The organism is Romboutsia weinsteinii (assembly GCF_002250835.2).
Lineage (GTDB): Bacteria > Bacillota > Clostridia > Peptostreptococcales > Peptostreptococcaceae > Romboutsia_A > Romboutsia_A weinsteinii.
Genome location: NZ_NOJY02000011.1, coordinates 71,475 through 97,798, shown reverse-complemented (window position 1 = coordinate 97,798; position 26,324 = coordinate 71,475). Strand labels below are relative to the sequence as shown.

Genomic DNA, 26,324 nt, shown 5'->3' with positions numbered 1-26,324 from the left:
GATGATAGTATGAAACATAGTCATAATCATTCACATAATCATTCTGAAGGTGTAAGTAATGTAACAATGGCATTTTTACTAAACTTCGGATTTTCAATATTAGAATTATTTGGTGGTATTATTACAGGTAGTACAGCGATACTATCTGATGCAGTACATGATTTTGGAGACAGTTTAGCGTTAGCACTATCTTTTATATTTGAAAAGGTAGGCAAAAAAGAATCAAATGAAAAATATACTTATGGATATAAGAGACTTTCACTTATTGGAGCGTTTATTAATATTACAGTGCTTTCAGTAGGTACAATATTTGTATTTAATCAAGCTTTACAAGCATTAAGAAATCCAACGGCTGTAAAAGCAGAGGGAATGTTATTTTTAGCTGTTATAGGTATCGTTATAAATGGAGCATCAGTATTTAGGATGAAGGGTTCTAAAAAAATACTAGATAAAACAGTAATGATGCATTTAATGGAAGATTTACTAGGATGGGTAGCTGTATTAGTTGTAAGTGTAGTAATATACTTTACAAATTGGTATATACTAGACCCTATTCTTTCACTTGGAATATGTTTTGTTATAGGGAGAAATATATACTTTAATCTAAAAACTGCTCTTATGATTATAATGCAAAGGGTACCTGACGAAGATCTTTATGAAGAAATAAAAGAGCATTTAATAGAAATGGACGAAATAGAAAATATTGAAAAAATAAACATGTGGACTATGGATGGTGAAATGCATGTAGTAACAGCATCTATAAAAGCATTAGAAAATACTAATAAAGTCGATGTATTAAATAAAATTAAAAAAATGCTTAATAATGAAGGAATAAAAGAATCAACTATTGAAGTACTATAATTTTATTAAAAGCACTTGTATCCATTGGGTATAAGTGCTTTTAATAGTTACAATGATTAAATTCAATTGTATAATTAGTATTAATTTACCAAAATTATAATTTATTGCTATATGAAACTATCATTATATTATATCTTTGATATATAATGTTGATAGGGAAAAAGGTAATAAATTGGGAGGATGTAAATGCTAAAAATAGTTGTATGTGAAGATGAAAAAGAACAAAGAGAATTAATAAAAGAGTACTTAAAAAAAATACTAGATGAAACTAGTTTATTATATGAAATACTTACATTTAACTCAGGGGAAGAGCTTCTTAATAATTATTCTAATGATATAGACATATTATTACTAGATATCTTAATGGACAAGTTAAGTGGGATGGATACTGCAAGAAAAATCAGAGAAATAGATGATAAAAATGTAGAAATAATATTTACAACATCATTAGTTGATTATATTCAAGAAGGATATGAAGTAAGAGCTTATAGATATTTATTAAAACCTTTAAGGTATGAAGATTTAAAAAAACATATGATAAGTTGTATAAATGAGATACGTGAGAAAAATAAATACATACTTGTAGATGGAAAAAGTGAGAGCTTGAGGATAAAAGTAAGTGATATAACTTACATAGAAATACAAAAAAGAGATATGACTATACACACAATAAAAGGTGATTATAAACTTAAAAGCACTATGGATAAAGTAGAAAAAGATTTAGATAATCATAATTTTTATAGATGCCATAAAAGTTTTTTAGTAAATATGGAATATGTAGACAATATAAAACAGTATGTGGCAATACTTGAAAATAAAGATGAAGTATCTATAAGTAGACATAGATTTAAGGATTTTAAGGTTGAATTTCTTCGTTCAATGGGAGATAAATTATGTTAAACATTGATTTTTACATTATTAGAGAAATAGTAAGTAGCATAGTATTTATAGTAGCATTTTTTGTAATGATGAAAAAAATAGGCTATGTCTACAAAGTAAAAGATAATATGTTGAGAAGTGGACAAAGTAGGTGGATACATTATCGAATCAAATTTTTTAATATTTATAATATAGTAAATGTATTTTTAATATTTTTATTAATAATAATCAGAACTAGAGTTTATTTTTCGGGAGTAGTTCTAATAATTTCAATAATTTTATTATTTTTAATTTGTAAAGTTTCATATTCTCTTGATTTAAAGAAAGCTTTGGTTTATTCTGTACTTTATATATTTATATACAGAGGAATAGAGCTTACACTTGGGTATATTATATTGTATATATATATTATTACTAAGAATAAATTAAATCTTAATTGGGGTATATATTTTGATATTTTACGGACGCTAATAATTAGCTTGTGTATTATTTTAACTGCATATTATTCTGATAAATTGAAAAATCTATCTCTTAATAAGAAGTATTATTTGTATATTGGATTTACAATAGTTATGAATACGTTAGTAATATTTTTCTTAAATAAAGCATCAAGCAGTTTATATAACCTTTATAATATAATAAGTGATAAAAAGATAAAACTTAGTCAATCATTTGAAATTATACCATTTGTAAATTTTGCAGAACAAGTACTGCCTTATATAATAATTGCAAGTAATATAGTTTTTATATTTGCACTTATAAAACTTTTAAAATCTACTCAAGAAAAAGCAAAGCTTGAGGTTATTAATAAGAAGCTTGATATGCAGTATAATTATTATTTAAATATAAAAGAGTCTCAAGAAAAAGTCAAAAGGCTTTATCACGATATAAATAATCATATGACAAATATTAAAGTGATTCAAAATAAAAATGATGAAGTAGATAAATACGTAGCTAGTATCAATGATGAATTGAAAGATTTTGAAAGTACATACAATACAGGAAATGTTATATTGGATATCATTTTAAGTGAAAAAAATAAGCTGTGTAAGTTAAAAAATATAGAGTTTTTATGCAATATAGATTTTTCAAAATGTGATTTTGTAGAGATGATAGATGTATCAAGTGTATTTACAAATTTACTTGATAATGCAATAGAGGCATGTGAAAAAATAGAGAATAAAGAGCATAAAAGGTATATAAGTATAAGAGGGACAATTGTAAAATCCTATTATATTATAAAATGCGAAAACAGTAAAACTAATAAAGTTATATCAAAAAACAATAAGATACTAACTAGCAAAAAGGACAAGTATATTCATGGAATTGGTATTGACAGTATAAAATCATCAATTAAAAAGTATGATGGAGAGATAGATATTCAAGTTGAAGAAAATAAATTTGTAGCTACTATATACATACCACTTAAATAAAATTAACTTTGTTCAAAACATGACAGTTGTATCGGTTAAAATACCAGTTGTGTTATAAATATTGAGTGAAAAATTAAAGGGTGTTATCTTTTTAAATATAAAAGGTAGCACCCTTTAATTATACAAGAAACAACTGGGAGGTAGGTATGAAAAGTAGTTTTAAGTTAGCAGTATCATATTTAATAAGTCAAAGGGGTAAAAGTTTAGCACTCATAACAAGTATATCTCTAGCAGTAATGCTGATATTTACATTAAATGTTATACCAGAAACTCAAAGTAAGGTAAACATTGATGAAGCTTATAAAAACTTTAGCGATTATCATGTTGAATATAGTAATTTAAGTGATGATGTAATTAATAAGCTAAAAGGTGATAAAGAAGTAACAGAGATACATGATGTAATCAATCTAGGAAATATTGTAGATAAAAATGGAGTATCTATAGATTTAAATTCTTATAATAAAGAGTTTATAGATGCTTATGGATACAAGATTATAAAAGGAACTTATCCTAAAAATGAAAATGAAATAGTTTTAGAAGAAAAAGCATTGAAAGAAATGAATTTAGACAGTAAGTTAAATGAAGAGATTGACTTTAATGTTATTAAAAAATATATAGACGATAAAGATGAAAATCAAATCTATAGTAAAGCTAAGAAATTTAAGCTAGTAGGTATAGTTCAAAAGCCCAGTGGATATTATGAGGGAAATGAATATTACAAAGTAAAAGGATTTACACATTTTTCAAATAATCAAGATATAATCCCAAGTGAATTTCTATCACATAGTGGAGTAATAAAGCTTAATACAAAGACTCCAAGCTGGTCTAAGCTTAATAAGCTTACAGGAAAATATGGATTAAATAATATGGATTTTATGTTAAATATACAACTTAGTAATGCTATAGAGGATTATGACATGACTAAAAATACTAAATTTAGCAGAAATAATAAATTAATTCCAATGATATCGGCAGGTCTGGTTATATACAATATATTTAATATTATATTGATTGATATGACAAATCAAATAGGAGTACTTAGAGCTATTGGTATGAAAAAGAAAAATATAAGGCTTATGATTTCGATTCAGAGCTTAATTGTTCTTATAATGGGGCTTATAACAGGTTTTGGAGTTGGATATGTCTTATCTTTATTAGGAATAAATAGTGTATATGATAATTATCAAAGCATTTACATAAGTAAAGAAAGTATAATGGAGCCCTTGATATTAGCTGTGATTGTAGTCTTAGTATCTAGTATTTTTTGTATTTTTAAAGCATCAAAAATATCGCCTATGGAGGCTATTAGAAGTACTAATAATAATTTAAAAAATCAAAAGGAAAGATTTTACCATAAATTAATTAGAAAAGTATTTGGGTTAACTGGGGAGATGGCTTACAAGAATGTATGGAGGAATAAGAGTAGAACTATTTTATCAATACTTTCAATAAGCCTTGCAGGAACACTTTTTATAAGTAAGATGGTAGCGTATAACGAAGATAAAGATAGTTCATCAAGTAATAGTTTGGCAGTTATGTCAATGGGAGATACTGATGTCATTTTAAGGCACAATAAGAGTAATACCAATGAGTTTTATGCTAATTACGATCAAAATATTATTGATGATATATCAATGATTAATAATATTAAAGAAGTTACGCCCAGTATGGATATTAGCGGGTATTTAAAAACTGACATAAATCGTATTACAGATGATATTAAGCCTCTAGTACTTGGTAAAGGAAATGAAAGCAATCTAGAAATGGATATTAGTGTAAAAGGATATAACAAAGATTTTATACAGAGTCTTGATAAGTACATAGAAGATGGAAGTAATATTTATGATAAAGAAGGTAAAAGTAATGATTTAAGTGGTGAAAACTATCCAAATGTATTAATTTCAAACTATTTTTACTCTCGACAAAAAAGTTCAAATGATGCTAAAGCTTTGAAGGAAGTAAAGGTAGGAGACATAATAGAAATTAAGGCCCCTGTAAATAACAATGGTAATTTAGAATACAAAAATGTATCGGTTAGAGTTAGTGGTTTACTAAATAAAGATTATATTGTAACACAAGATGGAGGAATGGATTCTTTATTTCAAGTTATATTAAATGAAAATGACTTTAGAAATATGACTAATATAAAAAACTACAACAAAATATCAATAAAATTAAATAATGAAAAAGATGAAGTAGCAAATGAAGAGTTAAATAAAATAGTTGAAAATAGTTCATTTAAAGAAGCAGAAAGTAAGTATAATTATCTAAATTATTTTGCAAAACACTCAGAAAAGAGTAAAAGGGAAGTACTAATATCTGTAATTCTTACTCTTATAATATCTTCTATAAATATAATTTGCATAATTAAAACTAATATTATACTTAGAATAAAAGAAATATCAACACTTAGAGCTATTGGTATGAGTATGACAAATATTAAAGGGATGATAATTAAGGAAAGTATTATATACGCAATATTTAGTATATTAGTATCATCAGTAGTAGCCACATTAAGTCACTTCAAATTTGTATATATGGTAAATAGTACAATGTCTCAAGGATTAGGAATAGACAATAAGATGGCTTACACTATACCAATATATGAAATACTTCAATTTGGAGTAGTTACAATAATAATGTGCTTACTAGCAACTTATTTATCTAAAAATAAATTAGTGAAGCTAAGTATAGTAGAAGGACTGAGAATAAATGAATAGGGGAGATAATAAAATGAGTATATTAACGGCAATAGATTTAAATAAAACTTATGGAAAAGGTTTAAGTACAGTAAAAGCTTTAACAGATATTAATTTATCTTTTGAAAAAGGAAGATTCACATCAATTATAGGTCCAAGTGGAAGTGGAAAAAGTACTCTTCTTCATTGTATTGCAGGTCTAGATAGTATTACAAATGGTAAGGTGCTTCTTAATGATAAAGATATATCTAAATTATCAGAGGATGAACTATCAAAACTAAGAAGAGAAAAATTTGGATTTATATTTCAAAGTTTTAATTTAATACCAGTAGTTAATGTATATGAAAATATAGTACTTCCAGTAAATATAGATAATAAAAAAGTAGATAAAAAATATATAAATAATCTTATAAGCATACTAGGGCTAAAGGATAAGGTTGATAAATTTCCCAATGAGCTAAGTGGAGGTCAACAGCAAAGGGTTGCTATAGCTAGGGCACTTGCAAATAAACCAGAGATAATATTTGCTGATGAGCCTACTGGAAATCTAGATACAAAGACTACTTATGAGGTAATGGATTTATTAAAGAAATGTGTAAATGAGTTTGGACAAACTTTGATTATGATAACTCATAACAATGAGATAGCAGCTATGGCTGATAAGGTAATAACTATAAAAGATGGGAAAGCAAGCTAGATTCAAAATACTCATATCTTAAGGATATGAGTATTTTTTATTAAATTGAATTTATATTGATAATTTATTATAAAAATTATCATCCCTAAGTATTTGAGCATGTTTACGATTAATTAAAAACTGCTTCAATTCAGTTAAGCATAAAAACAAAATAGCTCTATTTTCAAATTCCATTCGATTTACAGGAAGAGGTTGATTTTTCATACTTAATATTAGTCTATTTAATTCTTCAAGAAGTAGATTTCCAGTTTCTGCTTCAAATTCAGTATGACCTATTTTATGTATAAAGGCAGATATAATATGAGCTTGTGGTGGTGTGCAACTTAATTGGGATACATTACTATACAAGTTTTCTAAAATATCTCTTTGGCTTTTTATAATTTCCATATGGTCTAAGAAAAATCTAGTGTCACTTAATAAGCTATTATTGATATTGTCATAAGCTTCAGAAATACTACTATCAATAAGTGAATTTAAGGTATGTAAATCATTATCATACATATTTTCTACTTTAGGAGCGACAATAAGATCAGCAATATCTATAAGTACGGTGCTTACTTCTTCTTGTAGTTTTTTTTGACCTTCATAGATTTTATGTATATTTGTTGGAATATACATATTTATTATTACACCTATTCCAGAACCTATTACAAATATCCCAGCCTCATTTAAAATCCAACTAAGAGACACCTCTCCTTGAAGGTAGTAATGAGATCCGATAACTACACACATGGCAATAACATCTTGGATTTTGAACAAAAAACAAAGAGTTATAATTATAAATATAAATATTGAAAATGAAGTCAAATGATATCCTAAAATATTAAAACATAAGTATGAGAAAATAGTACATAGAAGGAAACCATAAATTTTCCCAATAGTACCTTTAAGAGTTTCTTTTTTAGTATTTTTTACTGTAAGTAAGACTATGACTCCAGCAACTGTTGAATATTCTAAGTTTAATAACCAAGCAATAAATATAGCAAGAGAACATCCAAGGGATAATTTTATTACTTTAAGTGCATTAATTTTGTCCAAGTATAGACCTCCTTCAGATATATAATAAGGATAATACTACCATAAAATTTATGTAGTTAGAAGGGGGTTGCTAAAAATTAATAAGTGGGTTGATGTAGATAGTATAAAATATACGACAAGAAATAACTGATAAATGTTTATACAGGATGATGAATTTTATTATGTTTTAATAAACCATACTTACTAACTATAAAAATAAATTTTTATATAAAAAAATAACTTTAGTATATACAATACAAAATTTTTATGATAACTTATATAAGGATTCAACAAGAAGTGACAGCTTTCGATTATATTCAGTAGGAATTGACTAAGTAAAATAACACTTAATATATAGACAAAAAAAAGACTGCAGTAATGGCAGTCTTTTTTATTGGAAAATATACAATTTTGATATGAAAACTTAATATAAAATCAAAATATAATTTAAAAAGGATTAGAAAGATGCTCAAAAGGTATAAATATAATGTGAATTGTAGAAAAAAGGTAAAAAATAGAAAAATATATTGAAAATAACAAAATGAGTATATAAAAAATAAAAAAGTATGAGGTATGAACAAGCATAATACCTTATAAAGTAATCTTAATAAAGAAGGGAAAAATATTTTGGTGCATTTAAATGAATAAATCTGAAAAAAAATACGCTCTAAGGATAATTGGAATATTAATAGTTATATCAATATTAGGAATTAAATTCAAAATAGATAAAGAATATGAAGGAATAGTTGAATCAATATATCGCTTTGAAAAAAATAAAATTACAAACGCTAAATTAGAAGAATATATAGATTTTATGAAAAAAATTAATAAAGCACCTGAGGAAAATATATTAATTGCATATACAAAGATTAATGATAATAAAATATCTCAGGCTGAAGCAATACTATCTAAAAATATATCTAATTTCAATAAATATACAAATATAAAAACAAGGCTAACATCTATTGAAGTGCTAGCAAAAATATATTTAAATCAAGGTGAAGAGGACAAAGCTATCAACTTAATAAAAGATAATTTCTCTAACTTAAGATCTAAGGATTACAAATATAATGTGGATATTATACTAGAATTTATGGATGATGTAATAGATATGACAGATGCTAATTTAGCAATAGAGTTGATAGAACATGGAGTACCTAGATACTATAACTTATCAGAAAAGATAAATTTAAAAATCCTTGATAAAATTAGAACTTGGTATATATTGACTAATAACTACGCCAAAGCATCTGAAGCATCTATAAAGTCAGTACACTTATCTAAAAAGCTTAATGATAAACAGAGCCAAGCGGAATCAATGATAGAGTTGGCCTTATTATTTAGTAGATTAAAAGGTTATGAAACCGGTATTAAAGTAATTCAAGAATCTTTAGATATAGAAATAGCAGATGAGCGTACGCGTGCAGAAGTTGAAGTATATGCATTTATAAACTTATGTGAATTATATTTAACTATTGGAGATTATGAAAATGCAGAAAAATTTTCAGATAAAATACCTGATTATAAAGATAATTTATCAGAAGAAGATTACAGAGACATAGAAATTTTGAAGAATAATATGGACTCTGAGATATATGTACATAAAAATGATTTAAAATCTGCAAAAGAATCTCTTGATAAATCTTTGGAACTACAGAAGAAAGATAAAAATGAGTCTTATTATGAAAAAGATATATCATATGCATTAGCCTTAGGAAAGTTTTATGAGGAGACTGGTGAACCTAGTAAATCTAAATCTATATATAAGGATCTTTTATCAAGGGCTAAATCTGATAAAAACTATTATTTATATGAGAAAGTATTAAAATTATTAATCCAGATAGAAGATAATATTATTTTAAAAAATGAGTACCTTATGGATTTAAGTGATTTAGTAGAGTATGAGCAAGATAAAAGATATGGAGACTACTCTTATAATATACTAGACAAGATTAAATATGAAAATGAGTTAATAGAAAGTAATAATTTTAAATTGTTAATATATAAAATTATATTTATATTTATCCTAGGGTTAGTGTTATTTAATAAAAAATTGCTAGAACTAAAGCGTAGAAATACTCATGATGTTTTAATAAATGCATATAACAGAAGAATTTTTGATAAAAAGTATAAGATGGCATTAGATAACGGTAAAAAATTCTACATAATGATTCTTGATTTGGACAATTTCAAAAATATAAATGATACATACGGGCATCAATTTGGGGATACGGTTTTAGTAGATACATGTGAGGTTATTAGAAGTACAATAAGTAGACATTATCAACTTTTTAGATATGGTGGAGAAGAATTTGTAATTATATCTAAAAGCCAAAATAATGAAGATGTACTTGATATGGCAGAAAGTATAAGAAAAGAAATAGAGTCAATGACATGGAAATCTGATATTAAGGTCACTGTAAGTATAGGTGTAAGTAGCTACAGTGATAGTACGACAAATGTATTAGAAAATGCAGATAAAAATTTATATATATCTAAGAAAACTGGGAAAAATAAGGTTACATATAACTAGATCTAGGTAATGGAATTTAACTGATAGTTCAGCGTGGAGGTCTTACTCTTTTATGCTATAATATTTATGAAAGCAAATATAAAGATTAAAATACATAGAGAATATGAATAGGAAGTTTTAAACAGTCTTATTAAGGAACTAATTATTGTTTCTTATGACTAGTTGGAGGAGGTAAACATGAAAATTACTGAAGGATACATGCCTTTTGAAGGTTTTAAAACTTATTACCGTATAGTAGGCGAAGCAACAGAAGGAAAGAAACCATTAGTACTACTTCACGGAGGACCAGGTTCTACACACAACTATTTTGAAGTATTAGATAAGATAGCAGAAAGTGGTAGACAAGTAATAATGTATGACCAAATTGGATGTGGAAATTCATTTGTAGAAGGTCATCCTGAGTTATTCAATGCTGACACTTGGATAAAAGAACTTATTGAACTAAGAAAACATCTAGGACTTGAAGAAATTCATTTATTAGGTCAGTCTTGGGGAGGTATGCAGGCTATTTGGTATGCTATTGAGTATAAGCCAAAGGGAATTAAGTCATATATTCTTTCATCTACTCTATCATCTGCAAAGCTTTGGGAAAAAGAGCAAAAAAGAAGAATATCATATATGAATGAAGCTGATCAAAAGGCTTTACTGGATGCAGTAGATACAGGAGATTATTCAAGTAAAGAATATAATGATGCATTAGATAAGTTTATGAAAATGTACTGTGCAGGTGAGGTAACAGAAGAATCTCCAGAATGTTTAAGAAGACCTAAAAAATCAGGTTCTGAGGCATATATTGTAGGATGGGGACAAAATGAATTTTCTCCTACAGGTACTCTTTCTGGATATGAGTTTACAGATAGGCTACATGAAATAACTAATCCTTGTTTAATAACTAGTGGAGCGATAGATTTATGCTCACCATATATTGCAAAGACTATGTATGATAGAATACCTAACAGTAAATGGGAGCTATTTGAATATTCAAGACACATGCCGTTTGTAGAAGAAAATGATAAATATATAGAAGTTCTAACTAAATGGTTAGATGCGAATGATTAAAATTATATAAATTTATATAAAAGAGAGATTAAACGATATATGTTTAATCTTTTTTTAATTATAAGGAGATATTTTTTTATTTGAAGATTATATAAATACCTCATAAAAATAACATTCATCTATACTTAATATCTTGATAAGAATAATGAAAAAATGATATGCTAAAGATTAGAGATGAAAAATAGAATAATAAAAAGTACATAAGAGGGAGACTTATGATAAAAATAGCAATTTGCGAAGATGAAAAAGACCAACAAGAGTTACTAGAAGCTCATATTGAGCAAACCTTTAAAGGGTTATCTATTAAATATAGCCTAAATGTATTTAATTCAGGGGAGGAATTACTTGAAAATTATACTAAAGATATTGATATAGTTTTGCTAGATATACAATTAAGTGAAATTAATGGAATGGATACGGCTAGAAAAATTAGACTTTTAGATGATAAAGTCGAAATTATTTTTATTACATCTTTGATAGAGTATGCACTAGAAGGTTATGAAGTAAGGGCTTATAGATATTTAATAAAGCCAGTAAAATATGAGAATTTAAAAGAAAATATAATAAATTGCATAAAAGAAGTAGATATAAAAAATAAATATATTATGGTAAAAGAACAAGGTAATCAAATTAAATTAGATATAAATGAAATAACTTATGTAGAAGTGCAAAAAGAAAATATAACTATACATACTTTAAATGAAGTTTATAAAACAAAGGGGACAATGAGTAATTTTGAAAAGGAGATAGATTGTAGTAGATTTTTTAGATGTCATAAGAGTTTTTTAGTTAATATAGAGCATATAAAAAGTATAAAACAGTATGTTGCAATACTTGAAAATAGTGAAGAAGTACCTGTTAGTAGGTATAGATTTAAGGAGACAAAAGATAGATTTTTCGATTTAATAGAGGAGAAATTATGTTAGTTAGTACATATATTTTAGCTGTTTTAAATATGTTAATGTTTATAGTTTTATTTTTTATGTTAATGAATAAAAAAGGTTATGTTTATCAATATAAATTTGATGTTCAGTTTATACTGACAAGTATATTCTTAATTTTAACAATTATAATGGGATTAGGCTTTGGAGCAATACCCTTACAATTTATGTTAAAGATGTTTTTAATCACATATTTGATTTGTAAAAATTTTTATAAAATTAATAGAAGAAAATCTATTATTAGCTCAGTAATATATACTTTAATTTATATTTTAGTAGAGAGTAGTATTTTTTGGTTTTTAACATTTTCACCTTATTCACGAGGTTATCTACTTGAAATAACTCTTATAATTAATTTTATTATTTTTTTTGTAGTTATATCTTTTTTCAATATACTTCAAAATATTTATAAAAATAAGAAATATTATTTATATATCATATTAACTACTACAATTAACTTATTAACAATATTTTTTATAAATAAGTCATATACAGATATAAGTAATTTATATAGTATGGCAGTTAAAAATAATGTTCATTTTTATGATGTTTCAGACATGCTTATATTTTCATCAACTATTCAAGAGACATTTCCATATCTTTTACTTATAGTAAATATATTACTAATATCTATATTTTTAAATTCTATAAAGTCAGCAAAGGAAAAAGCTAAAGCAGAGTTTGTAAATGAAAAACTAGATATGCAATATAAATACTACTTAATGGTTAAGGAATCACAAGAAAAAATGAAACGAGTATATCATGATATGAACAACCATATGAATAATATAAAATCATTAAAAAGTAGTAGTGAAGATGTAGATAAATACATTAACAATATAGAGAATGAAGTAAAAGGAACTAAAAATATTTATAATACAGGAAATGTGCTACTAGATATTATATTATATGAAAAAAGTAAAGTATGCTTGGAAAACAACATAGAGTTTAATGTAGGTATAGATTTTAGTAAATGTGATTTTATAGAGATGATTGATATAAGTAGTATATTTTCAAATTTAATAGATAATGCAATAGAAGCATGTAATAAGATTGATGATAATAATATAGAAAAATATATAACTATAAAAAGTACTTTTATAAAGGGGTATTATGTAGTTAGGTGTGAAAACAGTAAGAACAATAAAGTAATAATTAAAAATAATAAGATTTTTACTTCTAAAAAAGATAAATTCATTCATGGTATAGGGATTGATAGTATAAAATCTTCAATAAAAAGATATAACGGAGAATTAAAAATTAAGGATAGTGAATATAAATTTGTAGCTACTATTCATATACCAGTTGAATAAAATACTACATAATTATTTACTTATAAAAATACTTATCTAAGTCTTTTGGATGCTAGTTATCGGTAAAAACATACCACTTGTCGGTATTATATTGAAACAAAAACTTACGAATGTTACCTTTTATACAAAGAAGGTAGCATTTTTTTATGCCTTTAAGACAATTTTATACGAAAAATAGGAGGGAAATGATGAGAGTAAGTTTTAGATTAGCTATAGCATACTTAAAAAAACAAAAGGGAAGAACTTTATCATTAATAACAAGTATTGCATTAGCTGTTATATTAGTATTTACACTTAATGTAGTGCCAGAGTCTAAGAATAAACATGATATAAAAAAAGCTTATGAAAACTTTAGTGATTATCATGTAGAATACAGTGATATTAACTTAGAAATTGTAGAGCAATTAAAAAATGATAAGACTATAAAAGTTATCAATGATGTTATAAACCTGGGTGATGCGGTAAGTAATAAAGGAGTATCGATAAGTTTAAACTCTTATAGTGAAGATTTTATAGATTCTTATGGTTATAATAGAGGTCCTTACGGTTATGAGCTGACAAAAGGTAATGAACCTAAAAATGAAAATGAAATAGTAATAGAAGAAAAAGCTCTTAAAGAGATGGGCTTAAGTGATAAGCTAGGTCAAAGTATTGATTTTAATATTGTTAAAAAGTATACGGATGAAAATAATCAAAATCAGATTTATAGCAAAGAAAAATCATTTAAGTTAGTTGGAATAGTAAAAAAGCCAGATGGATTTTATGAGGATAATTTATACTATAAAGTCAAAGCATTTACTAAATATACAGAAAATCAAAGTATTTTACCTAAAGAATTATTAAGTCATTCAGGATTACTTAAGTTTACGACTAGCACACCTAGTATGTCTATGGCAAATAAAGTAATAGGCAAATATAAATTAGATGACAGTAAATTTATGATAAATGTACAACTAAATGAAGCTATACAAAATTATGAGATGACTAAAGGTGGAGAGATTAAGATTACTAATAAGTTGATTCCAATGGTCGCCGCTGCGCTAGTTATATATAACATATTTAATATTATATTAATAGATATGACAAAACAAATAGGAATGGCAAGAGCAATAGGTATGACTAAGAAAAATGTAAGGTATATGGTATTTATCCAAAGCTTTATAGTGCTACTTATTGGACTAGCAGTAGGATTTTTATTGGGAGCATTAGCATCATATATAGGTCTTATAAGTATATACAATGAACATAGAAGCCTTTATATAAGTAAAGAAAGTTTAATAGAACCTATAAGTATGGCAGTAGTTTCAGTAGCTATAGCTAGTATTTTTACTATTTATAAGTGTGGAAAAATATCTCCAATAGAAGCTATTAGAAGCACTAATAGTTCAAAGTCAATAAAAAAAGATAGATTTTATCACAAGTTAATAAGGAAAGTATTTGGTCTTACAGGATATATGGCATACAAAAATATATGGAGATATAAAACAAGGACAATTTTATCAATACTTTCAATAAGTATGGCAGGTTCTTTGTTTATAACTAATATGGTTGGATTCAATCAATATGATAAAAATGTCGACCGTCTTAGCATGATGATTATGGCTATGGGAGAAAGCGACATAATACTTAGCCATAATTCTAATAACTCAAGTGAATATTTTAATGAATACACAGACGATGAAGTAAGTCAGATATCCAAAATAGATGGAGTTAGTGAATTAACTAAGAGTATGAATGTTACAGGATATCTAAACTCAAATAAAGAAAATATAAGCGACTATTATAAACAATATATTCCTCTAGATAGCGATGAATCAAGCTTAGAAATAGGAACAGCGATAAAAGGATACGATAAAAGTACTATTAAAGAGCTAGAAAAATATCTAGAAGATGGAAACCTAGATGACTTAAAAGAAGAAGGCGATATAATAAGTGGGGTAGTATCTAACCACTTTTATTCGGGTACAGAAGTATCAAGTAATGCAAGCACATTAAAAGACTTAAAAGTAGGGGATATTATTGAAGTTAAAATTCCAGTAACTAATGATAAAGAAGTAAAATATGTTAACCAAAAAATTAAAGTAGCGGGGCTATTAAACCCTGACTATGTTTTAAATGCTGAAGGTGGAAAGGATTCACGTTTCCAAGTAATATTAGATGAAAATAATTTTGAAAATCTAACAGGCAAAAAAGGTTTTAACAATATATCTATAAGATTGCAAAAGGATAAAGAAGAAGCAGTAGTTTCAAAGGTAAAAGAAATAATAGATAAAGATGGCTTTAAGGAAATGGAAAGTAAATATGATAATAGAAAGTTGTCTACTGAGGGAAATGAAAAACTTAAAAAAGAGGTATTAGTGAGTGTAGTACTTACAATGGTTATATCATCTATAAATATAGCTTGTATAGTTATAACAAATATAATGATTAGAGTTAAGGAAATATCCACTCTAAGAGCTATTGGAATGAGTATGAAAAATATTAAGAAAATGATACTAAGAGAGAGCATTATATATGGGGTTTTAAGTTCAATAATAGCTGGAATATTTTCTAGTTATAATGTTTATAAAAGTATGCAAAGATCAAATGAAATTTTTTCAAAAGGATTAGGAATTCAACAAGCATATGAATTTAAGATACCCGTAGTAGAAATACTTCAGTTTGGAGTAGCGGCAATACTTATATGTGTAATTGCTGGATATTTAGCAAAAAACAAAGTTTCAAAATTAAGTATAGTAGAAGGTCTTAAAAATGAAGAGTAAAGGTGGGGTTTGGATGAACATATTAGATACAATGAATTTAAGTAAGACTTATGGAGAAGGCGAAAATAAAGTAGAAGCTCTAAAAAATATTAACTTATCTATTGAAAAAGAAAAATTTACAGCAATAATAGGCCCTAGTGGTAGTGGTAAAAGTACTCTACTTCATTGTATAGCTGGACTTGATAGTATAACAAGTGGAGAAGTTATACTAGATGGAGATGATATATCTAAGTTATCAGAGGATAAATTATCGAAGCTTAGAAGTAGAAAATTTGGATTCATATTTCAAAGTTTCAATTTAATACCAGTTATAAGTGTGTACGATAATATAGTACTTCCAGTAGATATAGATAATAAAAAAGTAGATAAAAAATATATTAATAGTATAATTGATATCTTAGGACTTAAAGACAAGATTAATAAGTTTCCAAATCAATTAAGTGGTGGTCAGCAGCAAAGGGTAGCGATAGCTCGCGCCCTTGCAAATAAGCCAGAGATAATATTTGCGGATGAGCCTACAGGAAACCTAGATAGTAAAACCACTGATGAAGTTATGAGGCTGCTAAAGTTTTGTGTAGATGAGTATAAACAAACGTTGGTTATGATAACTCATAATGATAAAATTGCAAAAATGGCTGATAGAATTATAACTATAGCTGATGGAAATATAGTTGAATCTAAATAGTTAAATATTATAGACTTATTTCAATTTTTTTTATATCATTTACATATTAAGGTTTTTATAGAAAAATTGTGATAATATGTAAAATTAAGGAGATTGAAATATGAAAAGTGAAAAAATAGCGATTAGATCATTAGTAGGATATCTAGTACTTATGATGATAAGTGCACTTATATTGAATAATATTACGAAACTTGTCAATGGAAGTTTGGTACAACAAACATTACAAATAATACTTCAAGCTGTATGTAGTATATATCTTATATATATTATAAATAGGTTTTATGGATGGAAGAATATTGGATTTAAAAAAATAAATATAAAAGCATTGATTTGGTTTGTGCCTCATATGTCTATTATACTAGTAATGATGTATACTTTTGTGAAAGGAGTATATTTAAAAGCACCATCACTTAATAACGAGATATGGATAATATTATTTATGAATTTTATAGGGTGCGTGCTAGCCGGAGCATCTGAAGAGATATTGTTTAGAGGAATAATGCTAAATAGTTTTCAAAATAAGAAATCAATAGCAAAACCAATGATTATGGGGTCTTTAGGATTTGGTGTAGTTCATATAGCTACAGTACTTTTAGGGATGCCACTGATTGATGCGTTAGCAGGTGTAATTAGTTCGTGTTTAATAGGATTTGCATTAGTAGTATTGACTATAAAAATAAATAATATAGTACCAGCTATAATCTATCATATATTATGGAATTTTATATTAATAGGATCTAATATAGTTAATATAGAGATATCTAAATACTATCTGTTAGAAAATCCTACAAATATAGCGATAGGAGTAATATTGGGGATAATTGTTATAAGAGAGCATAAGTCTAATAATAGAAGTATAAACTTTGCAAAAATTACTTGTAGTAAGTAGAGTTGCAAGTTATAAGACCAACTCAAAATAAGAAAACTTATGCTGAAAAATAATCGTGGGCATTATTACTGCGATTCATATTAATTATTTAATTCAACGAAAAGGTATTGTTAAAAAGCAATACCTTTTTATAATACCAACTGCATAATAACTATTTAGATTTGAGTATTGCTAAAAATAATTTAAAAATGTTATCCTAAAGTATCGGATATATATAATAATATTTGAAGGTATAAAGCAAAAGACTTCAAGAGTGGATAAGGGGGATATTATGATTAATATAGCAATTTGTGAAGATGAAAAAGAGACGCAACGCTTAATAGAAGATTATCTTGATAATATATTAAAAAATATAAATATAGCATATGAAATACAAAAGTATAGCTTGGGAGAAGAGCTACTAGAAGGCAACTTAAAAGATATAGATATATTACTTCTTGATATACAAATGGGTCAAATAAATGGAATGGATACTGCAAGAAAGATTAGGGAAGTAGATAATAAAATGGAAATAATATTTATAACTTCTTTAATAGATTATGTACAAGAAGGATATGAGGTAAGAGCTTATAGATATTTGTTAAAACCTATAGAATCAGAGGAATTAGAAAAACATATAACAACTTGTATCAAAGAGATTGAAAACAAAAATGATTATATTTTAATAAAGAACAAGTCTAATACTTACAAAATTTACTCAAGTGAAGTAACGTATGTAGAAGTTCAAAAAAAGGATATGTTAATACATACAATAAATAAGACTTTTGATGTGAAGTATAGTCTAGAAAAAATAGAAAAAGACATAAACCAAGATAAATTTGTAAGATGCCATAAAAGCTTTCTAGTTAATTTAAGCTATGTGGAAAATATAAAGACAAATACAATAATATTAGAAAGCGGAGAAGAAGTACCTGTAAGTAGATATAGATATAAGGATATTAAGGAGAAATTTTTAAAACTTCTTGGTGATACAATATGCTAAATTTTATGAATGAGCTAAAATTGATTTTATCAGTACTTATACGTTTTACTATATTAAAAGGGATATTAACTTATAAAAAAGATGGTAGGCAAAATCATAAAATTGTATTTTATATTTTATTGTTATTAATTTATATCATAGCTCGATTGTATGATATAGATGAAATTAGAGGTGATAATAGTAATAATTTGCTTGATATCATAGTATTTAGTGTGTGGGGTATATACTATATATATTTTTATAAGATAGGGTATATTAAATATATAATTTCAATTTGTTTATTTAATGTATATTATGACTTATTTAGTCAAGTTTTGGAAAGGGCTTTATATATTTGGATTACAGGTTATTCTCAATCATCTGAAGGGTCACTTTTAGTATCTAACTTCGAAAAAGCAAAAATAGGGATATATACTTATATATTAATAATACTTATATATGTAATACTTGTATATATTAATAATCGTTTACAGTTATTTAATATGGAAAAAAGGACTTATATATACTTGATGATGGCTTTACTATTAAATGTAATCAATATAATTGGAAGATATACACTGTCAATTTATAATATAACTGAGAACTTGACTATAAATATGATTGTACATAAGTGGAGGAAGTCAGTACCATATTTATATGACGAATGGGGCTTTTTTGATCAGATTGTAGTTCCAAAGCTGGTAGGGGCAAGTATCATAATTATTATATTATTATTTAGAAGAATAATTAAAGAGAATAAAATAAAGTCTCAGAATGAATTAATGAAAAATAAATTAGATATGCAATACGCTCATTACTTAAGTATACAAGAATCTCATATGAAGGTTAAAAATCTTTATCATGATATAAATAATCATATTTGTACTATAGAAAATATTAAAAATAATAGTAAAGAAATTAATGAGTATGTAAATAATTTAAAAGATGAAATTAAAGAATTTAAATCTATTCATAATACAGGAAACATGATTTTAGATATTATAATTAATGAAAAAAATACATTATGTACAAAAAAAGGAATTAAATTTATTTGTGATATAAACTTTTCAAAAGTTGATTTTATGAAACCAATAGATGTATCTAGTATATTTGCTAATATTTTAGATAATGCGATAGAAGCGTGTGACAAAATATATGATGAAGATATTAATAAATATATTAGGATCAAAGGAACTATAACAAAATCCTATTTTGTACTTAAATGTGAGAACAGTAAAGTGAATAATATTATAATTAATAAAAATAGATTATTAACAGACAAAAGGGATAAATTTATACATGGAATAGGGGTTCAAAGTATTAAATCATCTTTACAGAAATATGATGGAGAATTATTATTTGAAGATGATAAAGATAAATTTATACTAAACATATACATACCACTTAATCAAAATACTGACAGTTGGGTCGATTAAGTTACTAGTGGGGTCATATATATTGATACTAAAAAATAAGGATGTTATCTTTTAATAGAAAAAGGTAATGTCCTTATTTTTTTATTAGAAGAATCATGAAGTCAATTAATAGATAAATGAGAGGTATAAATAAAGTGGAGGAAAAAGTTATATGAAAGTAAAAAAAATTATACTAGCTATGGTAGTTTCAAGTATAAGTACAGGTTTAGTTGTGGGATGTGCACCCTCTGCATCCAGCACAGATGTAATAATTTATACGGAGGAAAGAGTTTCTGAGATTAAAAAAGATTTATCAGAGAAAATTTCAGAATCGATAGAAGATAGTGGTCTTAGGGTAGCGGAAGCCTTACCGGACGGTAGCTTCGTGTTATCTCTAGGAAATCTAGAATACTCTAAAGAGCAACCTAAGCAAGTATTAAATTACTCTATGACAACAGACGATAAAAAAAGTAAGGAAACACTAGCTATCCATTGTGTCAAAGACTATTTTGATGATGAAAAGTTATCGGAGAGTGATAAATTTATTAAAGCTATTTATAACATATTTAAGTCATTGACTGATACTAAATTGACTGAGAAAGATTTTTTTGATGAAGTTGAGAAAGTATTTGAGAAAGGTGAGGGTAATGTAGAACTTCCTAGTATGGGTGAGATATGTGTTCAGGTGAGCAAGATTGATAAGTCAACTAAGATTTTAGAACTAAGGTTGAATAAGGAATTTATACTAAAATAAGGAGAGCTATATGAAAAAACATAAAGTTATTTTATCAGTACTAATTATAGTGATTGTAGGATTTACAGGAATTTTTGTATATGACAATTACTTTAAACCTTATAAATGGGAAAAGGCTGAAGAAAACATTAGTAGATATATTAAAGAACAAGGAGTTTCAAAAGAGAATATAAGTGAAATTACAAAATTAAAAGATACAGCTTTAAGGGAAGAAAACCTAAAAAAGTCAAACTTGAAAGGCATTATCTATACTATAACATACAAAGATGACCCTAAATATGAATATCAATACTTTTATGTAGATGATATGCATGATACAAAGTTGTATAAAGTTGCATTACTAATTTATGACTTAAGTAATGGTAATAAACGTGTAAGAGGTGAGGATCTTAAAAATGTAAAATATCCTCCACTTTACTTAGATAAATAAAATTATAAAAGGAGAGTGATTTTATGGGAATATATTTAAAAATGTCACTAGCATATTTGAGGAAAAAGAAGCTTAGAACATCATTGTTAATATTAGGTGTTGCATTAGGTGTAGTATTAATATTTGGAACTAGTGTTATAAACAAATCCAAATACAAAAATGATGTAGAAGCAATAAACAAACTTTATGGTGGATATCATTTAGAATTTAAGGATTTAAATTCAGATGGAAATGAAAAGTTAAAAAATGATAAGGATGTATCAAAAACTACTACAGTACAAAACTTAGGTAATATTGTAGATGAAAAGGGAAATTCATTTCCACTAAGATCAGCAAATAAAGATTACGTGGCCAATAAGTCAGGAAAATTAACAAAAGGTAGACTTCCAAATAATAATAATGAAATAGTAATGGAAGAAAATACTTTAGAAGCAATGGATATATCTGATAAATTAAATACTACCTTAGATTTTACAATTAAAAAGAAATATAAAGATGACGAAGGAAATAACAAAGTCTATACTGTAGACAAAAAATTTAAACTTGTAGGAGTTATAAAAAAGCCAGAAGGATTTTATGATTTTTATGATATAAATATTCCTTTTGAAGCATTTACATACGGTAATGATGAAAAAAATAATATAATACCACCAGATATAATTACCTATGACAATTTATTAAGTCTAAAAAGTGGTTCACAAAATCCTGATGGACAAGCTCATAAAATTATGGCAAAACACAATTTAGGTGAAGCTAGTTATTCACCAAATATGCCTCTTGTAAGACAGTTAATGGATAAAAAAATAGATAGAGAAAATCCAGAGGCTTATAAAAGGGAAGTTTTAATTATAATTACAGCAGCAATTTTCGTATTCAATATTTTTAATATAACATTAAACGAAACAATAAAAGAAATGGGATTACTTAGATTAATAGGTGCAAGTAAGAAAAAAGTTAGATGTATGATAATATATCAGGCATTAATTATAATGGCTTTAGGTATAGCCGTAGGATTGGTACTTGGTGTTATATCTTCGTACATAGTAGTCAATACATCTAATCCTTTTATATATCAAGAGGCAGTAATAAAGCCAAAGTTATATGTAAGTAATGAAAATATTATGAAAGCTATAATAACAGGTGTATTTTCTGTTTTTGCTTCTTGTATTATACCTATTTTCAAGGTTGGTAATGTATCATCCATTGAAGCCACAAAGAAAACCGATAAGTTTAAGGGTTATAGGGGAAGCTACAGAGTTGGGAAATTTTTAAGTAAGATATTTGGATTTTATGGATATATGGGATTTAAAAATATTGGAAGGAATAAAAGTAGAGCACTAATATCTATGATATCAATTGCACTAGGAGGATATGTATTTTTAACTACATTCTCAAGTATGAAAGAGGAAGTGAGTGATAAAATTGAGAATATGCAAAAAAGGTATGACATAACAATACAATTTGGAGTAAATTCAGATATAGATAATGTCGTGTACACAGATAGTGATGTAAATAAATTAAAAAATATAGATGGTGTAAAGAGTGTGATTCCGCTACAAATAGAAAGTGGATTATTAGATTATAAAAAGAATGAAATGGATAAAGACTTTGCAAAGAGCAAAGGAATACAAGAACAAGAGAAAATGGAATATAATATGGATGTAAAATTATTTGGACCTGACTATATAAAACATACATTAAAAAACTTCTTACAAGAAGGGCATATATATGAGATTGGAAGTTTAAGCAAAGGAATGCCAAATGTAGCAGTATATAACTATTTTTACGATGAATCTAAAACAAATGAGTTTAAAAAAGTCTTCCCTGATTTAAAGATAGGAGACACTATAACAATAAAAGTGCCAACTACAGAAGATGGAAACACTGAATATAAAGAAAGTAAAGTAAGGGTATGTGCAATATTAAAACCTGATTGGATGTCTAAGGGAGATGGAGATTTAGCTCGTAATTTTGAGATTGTAACAGCGAATAGCCTTTCTAAACATATTGTTGGTGAAAAAAAATACAATAAATTAGGTATAAACTTAGAAGATACATATGATAAAACTGTAAATGAAAAAGTAAGAAAAGTTTCTAATAATATTCATTTATCACAATTTGAAAGTAAGTTGAGTTTCAATGAGATGATGGATAGCTCAGCAAAAGAGCATACTAAGAGTCAGTTATCTATAGTAGTATTAGTCTTAATAATAGCAGGAATTAATATCTTCTGTACAATAAAAACTAATTTACTTATAAGGAAAAAAGAAATTGCAACACTTAGAGCAATAGGATTGAGTGTGAAAAATATGAAGAAAATGGTCATTTATGAAGCGCTAGCATATGCAATATTAAGTTTTATAATCACTTTAATTCCATCAATTATGAATTTAACTAAATTTGTAAACTGGAACAATGGTGCTTATAAAAATTATGGAATAGAAAACTTTATGTCTTTTATATTCCCAGTTGAAGAATCAATAATATTCTTTGTAATATCTGTAACTGTATGCTTAATCGCAGTAGCTACGAGCAGTAGAGATTTAAAAAATATGAGCATTATTGAGGGAATAAAAGATAACGATTAGTTATTATGAGATAAGTAATTTTTACATTAAGGATTTAAAAATATTTATTGTACTTGGAGGTTAGTTGATGAAAACTTTAAAAACTATAGATTTAAGAAAAATGTACGGTAAGGGTGATAGTGAAGTTAGAGCGATTGATGGGATAAATTTGGAGATACAGCCTCATAAATTCACAGCTATAATTGGGCAAAGTGGTTCAGGAAAGAGTACCTTGCTTCATAGTATGGCAGGGCTTGATAAACCAACTTCTGGTAAAGTATTTATGGATAATTTAGATTTATATACTTTAAATGACGATAAACTGTCTAAGATAAGAAGAGAAGAATTTGGATTTATATTTCAAAGTTTTAATCTGATACCAGTCATAAATGTATATGAGAATATAGTGCTACCTGTTTCACTTAGTGGTAAAAAAGTAGATAAAGAGTACATAGAAGATTTGATAGTTAAGTTAGGTCTTAAATCTCAAATCAATAAATTTCCAAATGAATTATCAGGTGGACAACAGCAGAGAGTTGCAATAGCTAGAGCACTTGCAAATAAACCCTCAATAATATTTGCAGATGAGCCAACTGGAAACTTAGACAGTAAAACAACTGATGAAGTAATGAATCTACTAAAGTTTTGCGTAGATGAATATAAACAGACATTAGTTATGATAACTCATAATGAGGAAATAGCTAAGAGTGCGGAAAATGTTATAACTATTAGTGACGGTAAAATTATAGCCAATTAGTTGTGTATAGACCATGTTGAATAATACTCAATATGGTCTTTTTATTGGTAATAATATAGCTCGTAGTAGATAATATGTGAAAGTATAGCTGAATTAGCATTGATTGAATAATTTGATAGGCTTTATATATTATGAAAACGTTGCTATTTCAACATTCTATTGACCAATGCTTTCTTATTTGGTATCATTTATAAGATTAAAACATTTAAACCAGGCATTACGCTGAGTAGTGCCTTTTAATTTGAACTTAATTAGCTTATATAAAATAAATTAAATAACAGGAGGAATGAATATATGACCAACGACATGACCAAAGGAAGCCCTTTGAAGATTTTTATATTTTTCTCGATACCATTACTTATCGGAAATATATTTCAGCAATTATATAGTATGGTCGATACTATAATAGTAGGAAGATTTGTAGGAGTAGATGCTCTAGCAGCAGTAGGTACTACGGGATCAATGTTCTTTTTAGTAAATGGAATGATACTTGGACTTACAAGTGGATTTGGAGTATTAGTATCACAGAAATTTGGAGCTAAAGATGAAGCTGGAATCAAAAAAGCTGCGGCAAGTAATATTATTTTGACAATAATATCAACGGTAATAATTACAGTAATAGCTTTATTAGTGAAAACGCCTCTACTTAGACTTATGAATACCCCAGATAATATATTTAAAGATGCAAACACATATATTACAATAATTTTTGCAGGAATAATAACTCAATCACTTTATAATATGGCAGCAGGAATACTTAGAGCTTTAGGGGATAGTAAAACACCATTATACTTCTTAATAATAGCTTCAGTTCTTAATATTATATTAGATTTAGTATTTATAGCTAAATTTAACATGGGTGTAGCAGGAGCAGCTTACGCAACTAATATAGCTCAAGGGTTTGCAGCAGTGCTATGTATAATATATAGCTATAAAAAATTTAAAATATTAAGGCTTAAAAAAGAAGATTTTAAAGCTGAAAAAGAATACTACAAAACACATTTAAAGATAGGTATACCAATGGGGCTACAGTTTTCAGTGACTGCAATAGGTATAATAATAGTTCAAAGTGCTATAAATGTATTTGGTTCAACTGTAATAGCGGCTTATACAGCATCTTCTAAAGTTTTACAACTTGTTATGCAGCCAGCTATTTCATTTGGGGTTACTATTGCAACTTATGCAGGACAAAACTTAGGAGCTAAAAGATTTGATCGTATAAAAAATGGTATTAAAATAATGAATAAAGTATCTATTATATCAAGTTTAATAGCAGGTGCTGTACTTGTATTCTTAGGTAAATATTTTGTAATGCTATTTATAGAAAATCCAACTCCAGAAATATTTAGCTATGCACAACAAGTATTTAATTATTCTGCGGTATTCTTTATACCTCTAGGATTTATACTTGTATATAGAAGTGTACTTCAAGGTATGGGAGATTCATTTGTACCAATGATGGCTGGAGTCGCGGAATTACTAGCAAGAGCAGCAGTAGCTTTTACACTACCGAAGTTTATAGGATTTGCAGGGATATGTCTATCAGATCCAGTTGCTTGGGTAGCAGCAGCTGTGCCTCTTATGATAGCTTACTATAAAAAAATAAATAAAATAATGGATGAAAATAAAGATGTTGAATATGAAGATATTGCTATATAGCAATATCTTTTTT

Annotated in this window: 20 protein-coding genes; 19 read left to right on the top strand and 1 reads right to left on the bottom strand. The window is 26.5% G+C overall.

Annotated features, from left to right (window positions below):
* Positions 1–9 precede the first annotated feature (9 nt).
* The 5 genes from CHL78_RS08460 to CHL78_RS08440 all read left to right on the top strand — a co-directional run bounded on the left by CHL78_RS08460 (position 10) and on the right by CHL78_RS08440 (position 6,569).
* Positions 10–861, top strand: a complete 852-nt coding sequence (locus tag CHL78_RS08460; protein WP_094367056.1) for a cation diffusion facilitator family transporter — start codon at positions 10–12, stop codon at positions 859–861.
* A gap of 186 nt (positions 862–1,047) precedes the next feature.
* The gene (locus CHL78_RS08455) at positions 1,048–1,761 is read left to right on the top strand and encodes a LytR/AlgR family response regulator transcription factor (RefSeq protein WP_094367055.1); all 714 of its coding nucleotides are present in this window, start codon (positions 1,048–1,050) and stop codon (positions 1,759–1,761) included.
* The gene (locus CHL78_RS08450; RefSeq protein WP_094367054.1) at positions 1,755–3,173 is read left to right on the top strand and encodes a sensor histidine kinase; all 1,419 of its coding nucleotides are present in this window, start codon (positions 1,755–1,757) and stop codon (positions 3,171–3,173) included. Before CHL78_RS08455 ends, CHL78_RS08450 begins: the two co-directional genes overlap by 7 nt.
* Before the next feature lie 146 nt (positions 3,174–3,319).
* On the top strand, positions 3,320–5,893 hold the full coding sequence (locus CHL78_RS08445; protein ID WP_094367053.1) for an ABC transporter permease: 2,574 nt from the start codon (positions 3,320–3,322) through the stop codon (positions 5,891–5,893).
* A 13-nt stretch (positions 5,894–5,906) separates the two neighbouring features.
* Positions 5,907–6,569, top strand: coding sequence for an ABC transporter ATP-binding protein (locus tag CHL78_RS08440; protein ID WP_094367073.1), 663 nt, complete (start codon positions 5,907–5,909; stop codon positions 6,567–6,569).
* Between the two features lie 51 nt (positions 6,570–6,620).
* Here CHL78_RS08440 and CHL78_RS08435 read toward each other — a convergent pair whose 3' ends face one another.
* On the bottom strand, positions 6,621–7,607 hold the full coding sequence (locus CHL78_RS08435) for an aromatic acid exporter family protein (RefSeq protein WP_094367052.1): 987 nt from the start codon (positions 7,605–7,607) through the stop codon (positions 6,621–6,623).
* A 619-nt stretch (positions 7,608–8,226) separates the two neighbouring features.
* Here CHL78_RS08435 and CHL78_RS08430 point away from each other — a divergent pair.
* The 14 genes from CHL78_RS08430 (at position 8,227) to CHL78_RS08365 (ending at position 26,311) form a co-directional block, all read left to right on the top strand.
* Complete coding sequence (locus CHL78_RS08430; RefSeq protein ID WP_094367051.1) at positions 8,227–10,119, top strand: GGDEF domain-containing protein; 1,893 nt, start codon at positions 8,227–8,229, stop codon at positions 10,117–10,119.
* 177 nt (positions 10,120–10,296) lie between these two features.
* A complete protein-coding gene (gene pepI, locus CHL78_RS08425) occupies positions 10,297–11,178 on the top strand; it encodes a proline iminopeptidase (protein WP_094367050.1) in 882 nt (293 codons plus the stop codon).
* 215 nt (positions 11,179–11,393) lie between these two features.
* Complete coding sequence (locus tag CHL78_RS08420) at positions 11,394–12,104, top strand: LytR/AlgR family response regulator transcription factor (RefSeq protein ID WP_094367049.1); 711 nt, start codon at positions 11,394–11,396, stop codon at positions 12,102–12,104.
* A 530-nt stretch (positions 12,105–12,634) separates the two neighbouring features.
* Positions 12,635–13,432 carry a sensor histidine kinase gene (locus tag CHL78_RS21080; protein ID WP_243446401.1) on the top strand — a complete coding sequence of 266 codons (798 nt, stop codon included), beginning with the start codon at positions 12,635–12,637 and terminating at the stop codon, positions 13,430–13,432.
* 188 nt (positions 13,433–13,620) lie between these two features.
* Positions 13,621–16,194: an ABC transporter permease gene (locus CHL78_RS08410; RefSeq protein WP_158540663.1), complete on the top strand. Its 2,574-nt coding sequence runs from the start codon at positions 13,621–13,623 to the stop codon at positions 16,192–16,194.
* Positions 16,195–16,207: 13 nt separating this feature from the next.
* Positions 16,208–16,879: an ABC transporter ATP-binding protein gene (locus tag CHL78_RS08405; protein WP_094367072.1), complete on the top strand. Its 672-nt coding sequence runs from the start codon at positions 16,208–16,210 to the stop codon at positions 16,877–16,879.
* Between the two features lie 100 nt (positions 16,880–16,979).
* On the top strand, positions 16,980–17,768 hold the full coding sequence (locus CHL78_RS08400; protein WP_094367046.1) for a CPBP family intramembrane glutamic endopeptidase: 789 nt from the start codon (positions 16,980–16,982) through the stop codon (positions 17,766–17,768).
* A 271-nt stretch (positions 17,769–18,039) separates the two neighbouring features.
* Positions 18,040–18,750 (top strand): LytR/AlgR family response regulator transcription factor, encoded by a 711-nt coding sequence (locus CHL78_RS08395; protein ID WP_094367045.1) that lies wholly within the window; start codon positions 18,040–18,042, stop codon positions 18,748–18,750.
* Positions 18,751–19,232: 482 nt separating this feature from the next.
* Positions 19,233–20,165 (top strand): ATP-binding protein, encoded by a 933-nt coding sequence (locus CHL78_RS08390; protein WP_243446400.1) that lies wholly within the window; start codon positions 19,233–19,235, stop codon positions 20,163–20,165.
* A 151-nt stretch (positions 20,166–20,316) separates the two neighbouring features.
* Positions 20,317–20,898, top strand: coding sequence for a hypothetical protein (locus CHL78_RS08385; protein WP_094367043.1), 582 nt, complete (start codon positions 20,317–20,319; stop codon positions 20,896–20,898).
* A gap of 10 nt (positions 20,899–20,908) precedes the next feature.
* Entirely contained in the window at positions 20,909–21,328 is a 420-nt protein-coding gene (locus tag CHL78_RS08380) for a DUF3139 domain-containing protein (RefSeq protein ID WP_094367042.1), read from the top strand.
* Positions 21,329–21,351: 23 nt separating this feature from the next.
* Positions 21,352–23,916, top strand: a complete 2,565-nt coding sequence (locus CHL78_RS08375; protein WP_094367041.1) for an ABC transporter permease — start codon at positions 21,352–21,354, stop codon at positions 23,914–23,916.
* A 67-nt stretch (positions 23,917–23,983) separates the two neighbouring features.
* On the top strand, positions 23,984–24,652 hold the full coding sequence (locus CHL78_RS08370; protein WP_094367040.1) for an ABC transporter ATP-binding protein: 669 nt from the start codon (positions 23,984–23,986) through the stop codon (positions 24,650–24,652).
* Positions 24,653–24,946: 294 nt separating this feature from the next.
* Positions 24,947–26,311: an MATE family efflux transporter gene (locus CHL78_RS08365; protein WP_094367039.1), complete on the top strand. Its 1,365-nt coding sequence runs from the start codon at positions 24,947–24,949 to the stop codon at positions 26,309–26,311.
* Positions 26,312–26,324: the final 13 nt, after the last annotated feature.

Bases quoted from the DNA above. Each gene is read 5' to 3' on its own strand.
- CHL78_RS08460 (WP_094367056.1), top strand. From the start codon at position 10: ATGAAACATAGTCATAATCATTCACATAATCATTCTGAAGGTGTAAGT.
- CHL78_RS08455 (WP_094367055.1), top strand. From the start codon at position 1,048: ATGCTAAAAATAGTTGTATGTGAAGATGAAAAAGAACAAAGAGAATTA.
- CHL78_RS08450 (WP_094367054.1), top strand. From the start codon at position 1,755: ATGTTAAACATTGATTTTTACATTATTAGAGAAATAGTAAGTAGCATA.
- CHL78_RS08445 (WP_094367053.1), top strand. From the start codon at position 3,320: ATGAAAAGTAGTTTTAAGTTAGCAGTATCATATTTAATAAGTCAAAGG.
- CHL78_RS08440 (WP_094367073.1), top strand. From the start codon at position 5,907: ATGAGTATATTAACGGCAATAGATTTAAATAAAACTTATGGAAAAGGT.
- CHL78_RS08430 (WP_094367051.1), top strand. From the start codon at position 8,227: ATGAATAAATCTGAAAAAAAATACGCTCTAAGGATAATTGGAATATTA.
- pepI (WP_094367050.1), top strand. From the start codon at position 10,297: ATGAAAATTACTGAAGGATACATGCCTTTTGAAGGTTTTAAAACTTAT.
- CHL78_RS08420 (WP_094367049.1), top strand. From the start codon at position 11,394: ATGATAAAAATAGCAATTTGCGAAGATGAAAAAGACCAACAAGAGTTA.
- CHL78_RS21080 (WP_243446401.1), top strand. From the start codon at position 12,635: ATGGCAGTTAAAAATAATGTTCATTTTTATGATGTTTCAGACATGCTT.
- CHL78_RS08410 (WP_158540663.1), top strand. From the start codon at position 13,621: ATGAGAGTAAGTTTTAGATTAGCTATAGCATACTTAAAAAAACAAAAG.
- CHL78_RS08405 (WP_094367072.1), top strand. From the start codon at position 16,208: ATGAACATATTAGATACAATGAATTTAAGTAAGACTTATGGAGAAGGC.
- CHL78_RS08400 (WP_094367046.1), top strand. From the start codon at position 16,980: ATGAAAAGTGAAAAAATAGCGATTAGATCATTAGTAGGATATCTAGTA.
- CHL78_RS08395 (WP_094367045.1), top strand. From the start codon at position 18,040: ATGATTAATATAGCAATTTGTGAAGATGAAAAAGAGACGCAACGCTTA.
- CHL78_RS08390 (WP_243446400.1), top strand. From the start codon at position 19,233: ATGGAAAAAAGGACTTATATATACTTGATGATGGCTTTACTATTAAAT.
- CHL78_RS08385 (WP_094367043.1), top strand. From the start codon at position 20,317: ATGAAAGTAAAAAAAATTATACTAGCTATGGTAGTTTCAAGTATAAGT.
- CHL78_RS08380 (WP_094367042.1), top strand. From the start codon at position 20,909: ATGAAAAAACATAAAGTTATTTTATCAGTACTAATTATAGTGATTGTA.
- CHL78_RS08375 (WP_094367041.1), top strand. From the start codon at position 21,352: ATGGGAATATATTTAAAAATGTCACTAGCATATTTGAGGAAAAAGAAG.
- CHL78_RS08370 (WP_094367040.1), top strand. From the start codon at position 23,984: ATGAAAACTTTAAAAACTATAGATTTAAGAAAAATGTACGGTAAGGGT.
- CHL78_RS08365 (WP_094367039.1), top strand. From the start codon at position 24,947: ATGACCAACGACATGACCAAAGGAAGCCCTTTGAAGATTTTTATATTT.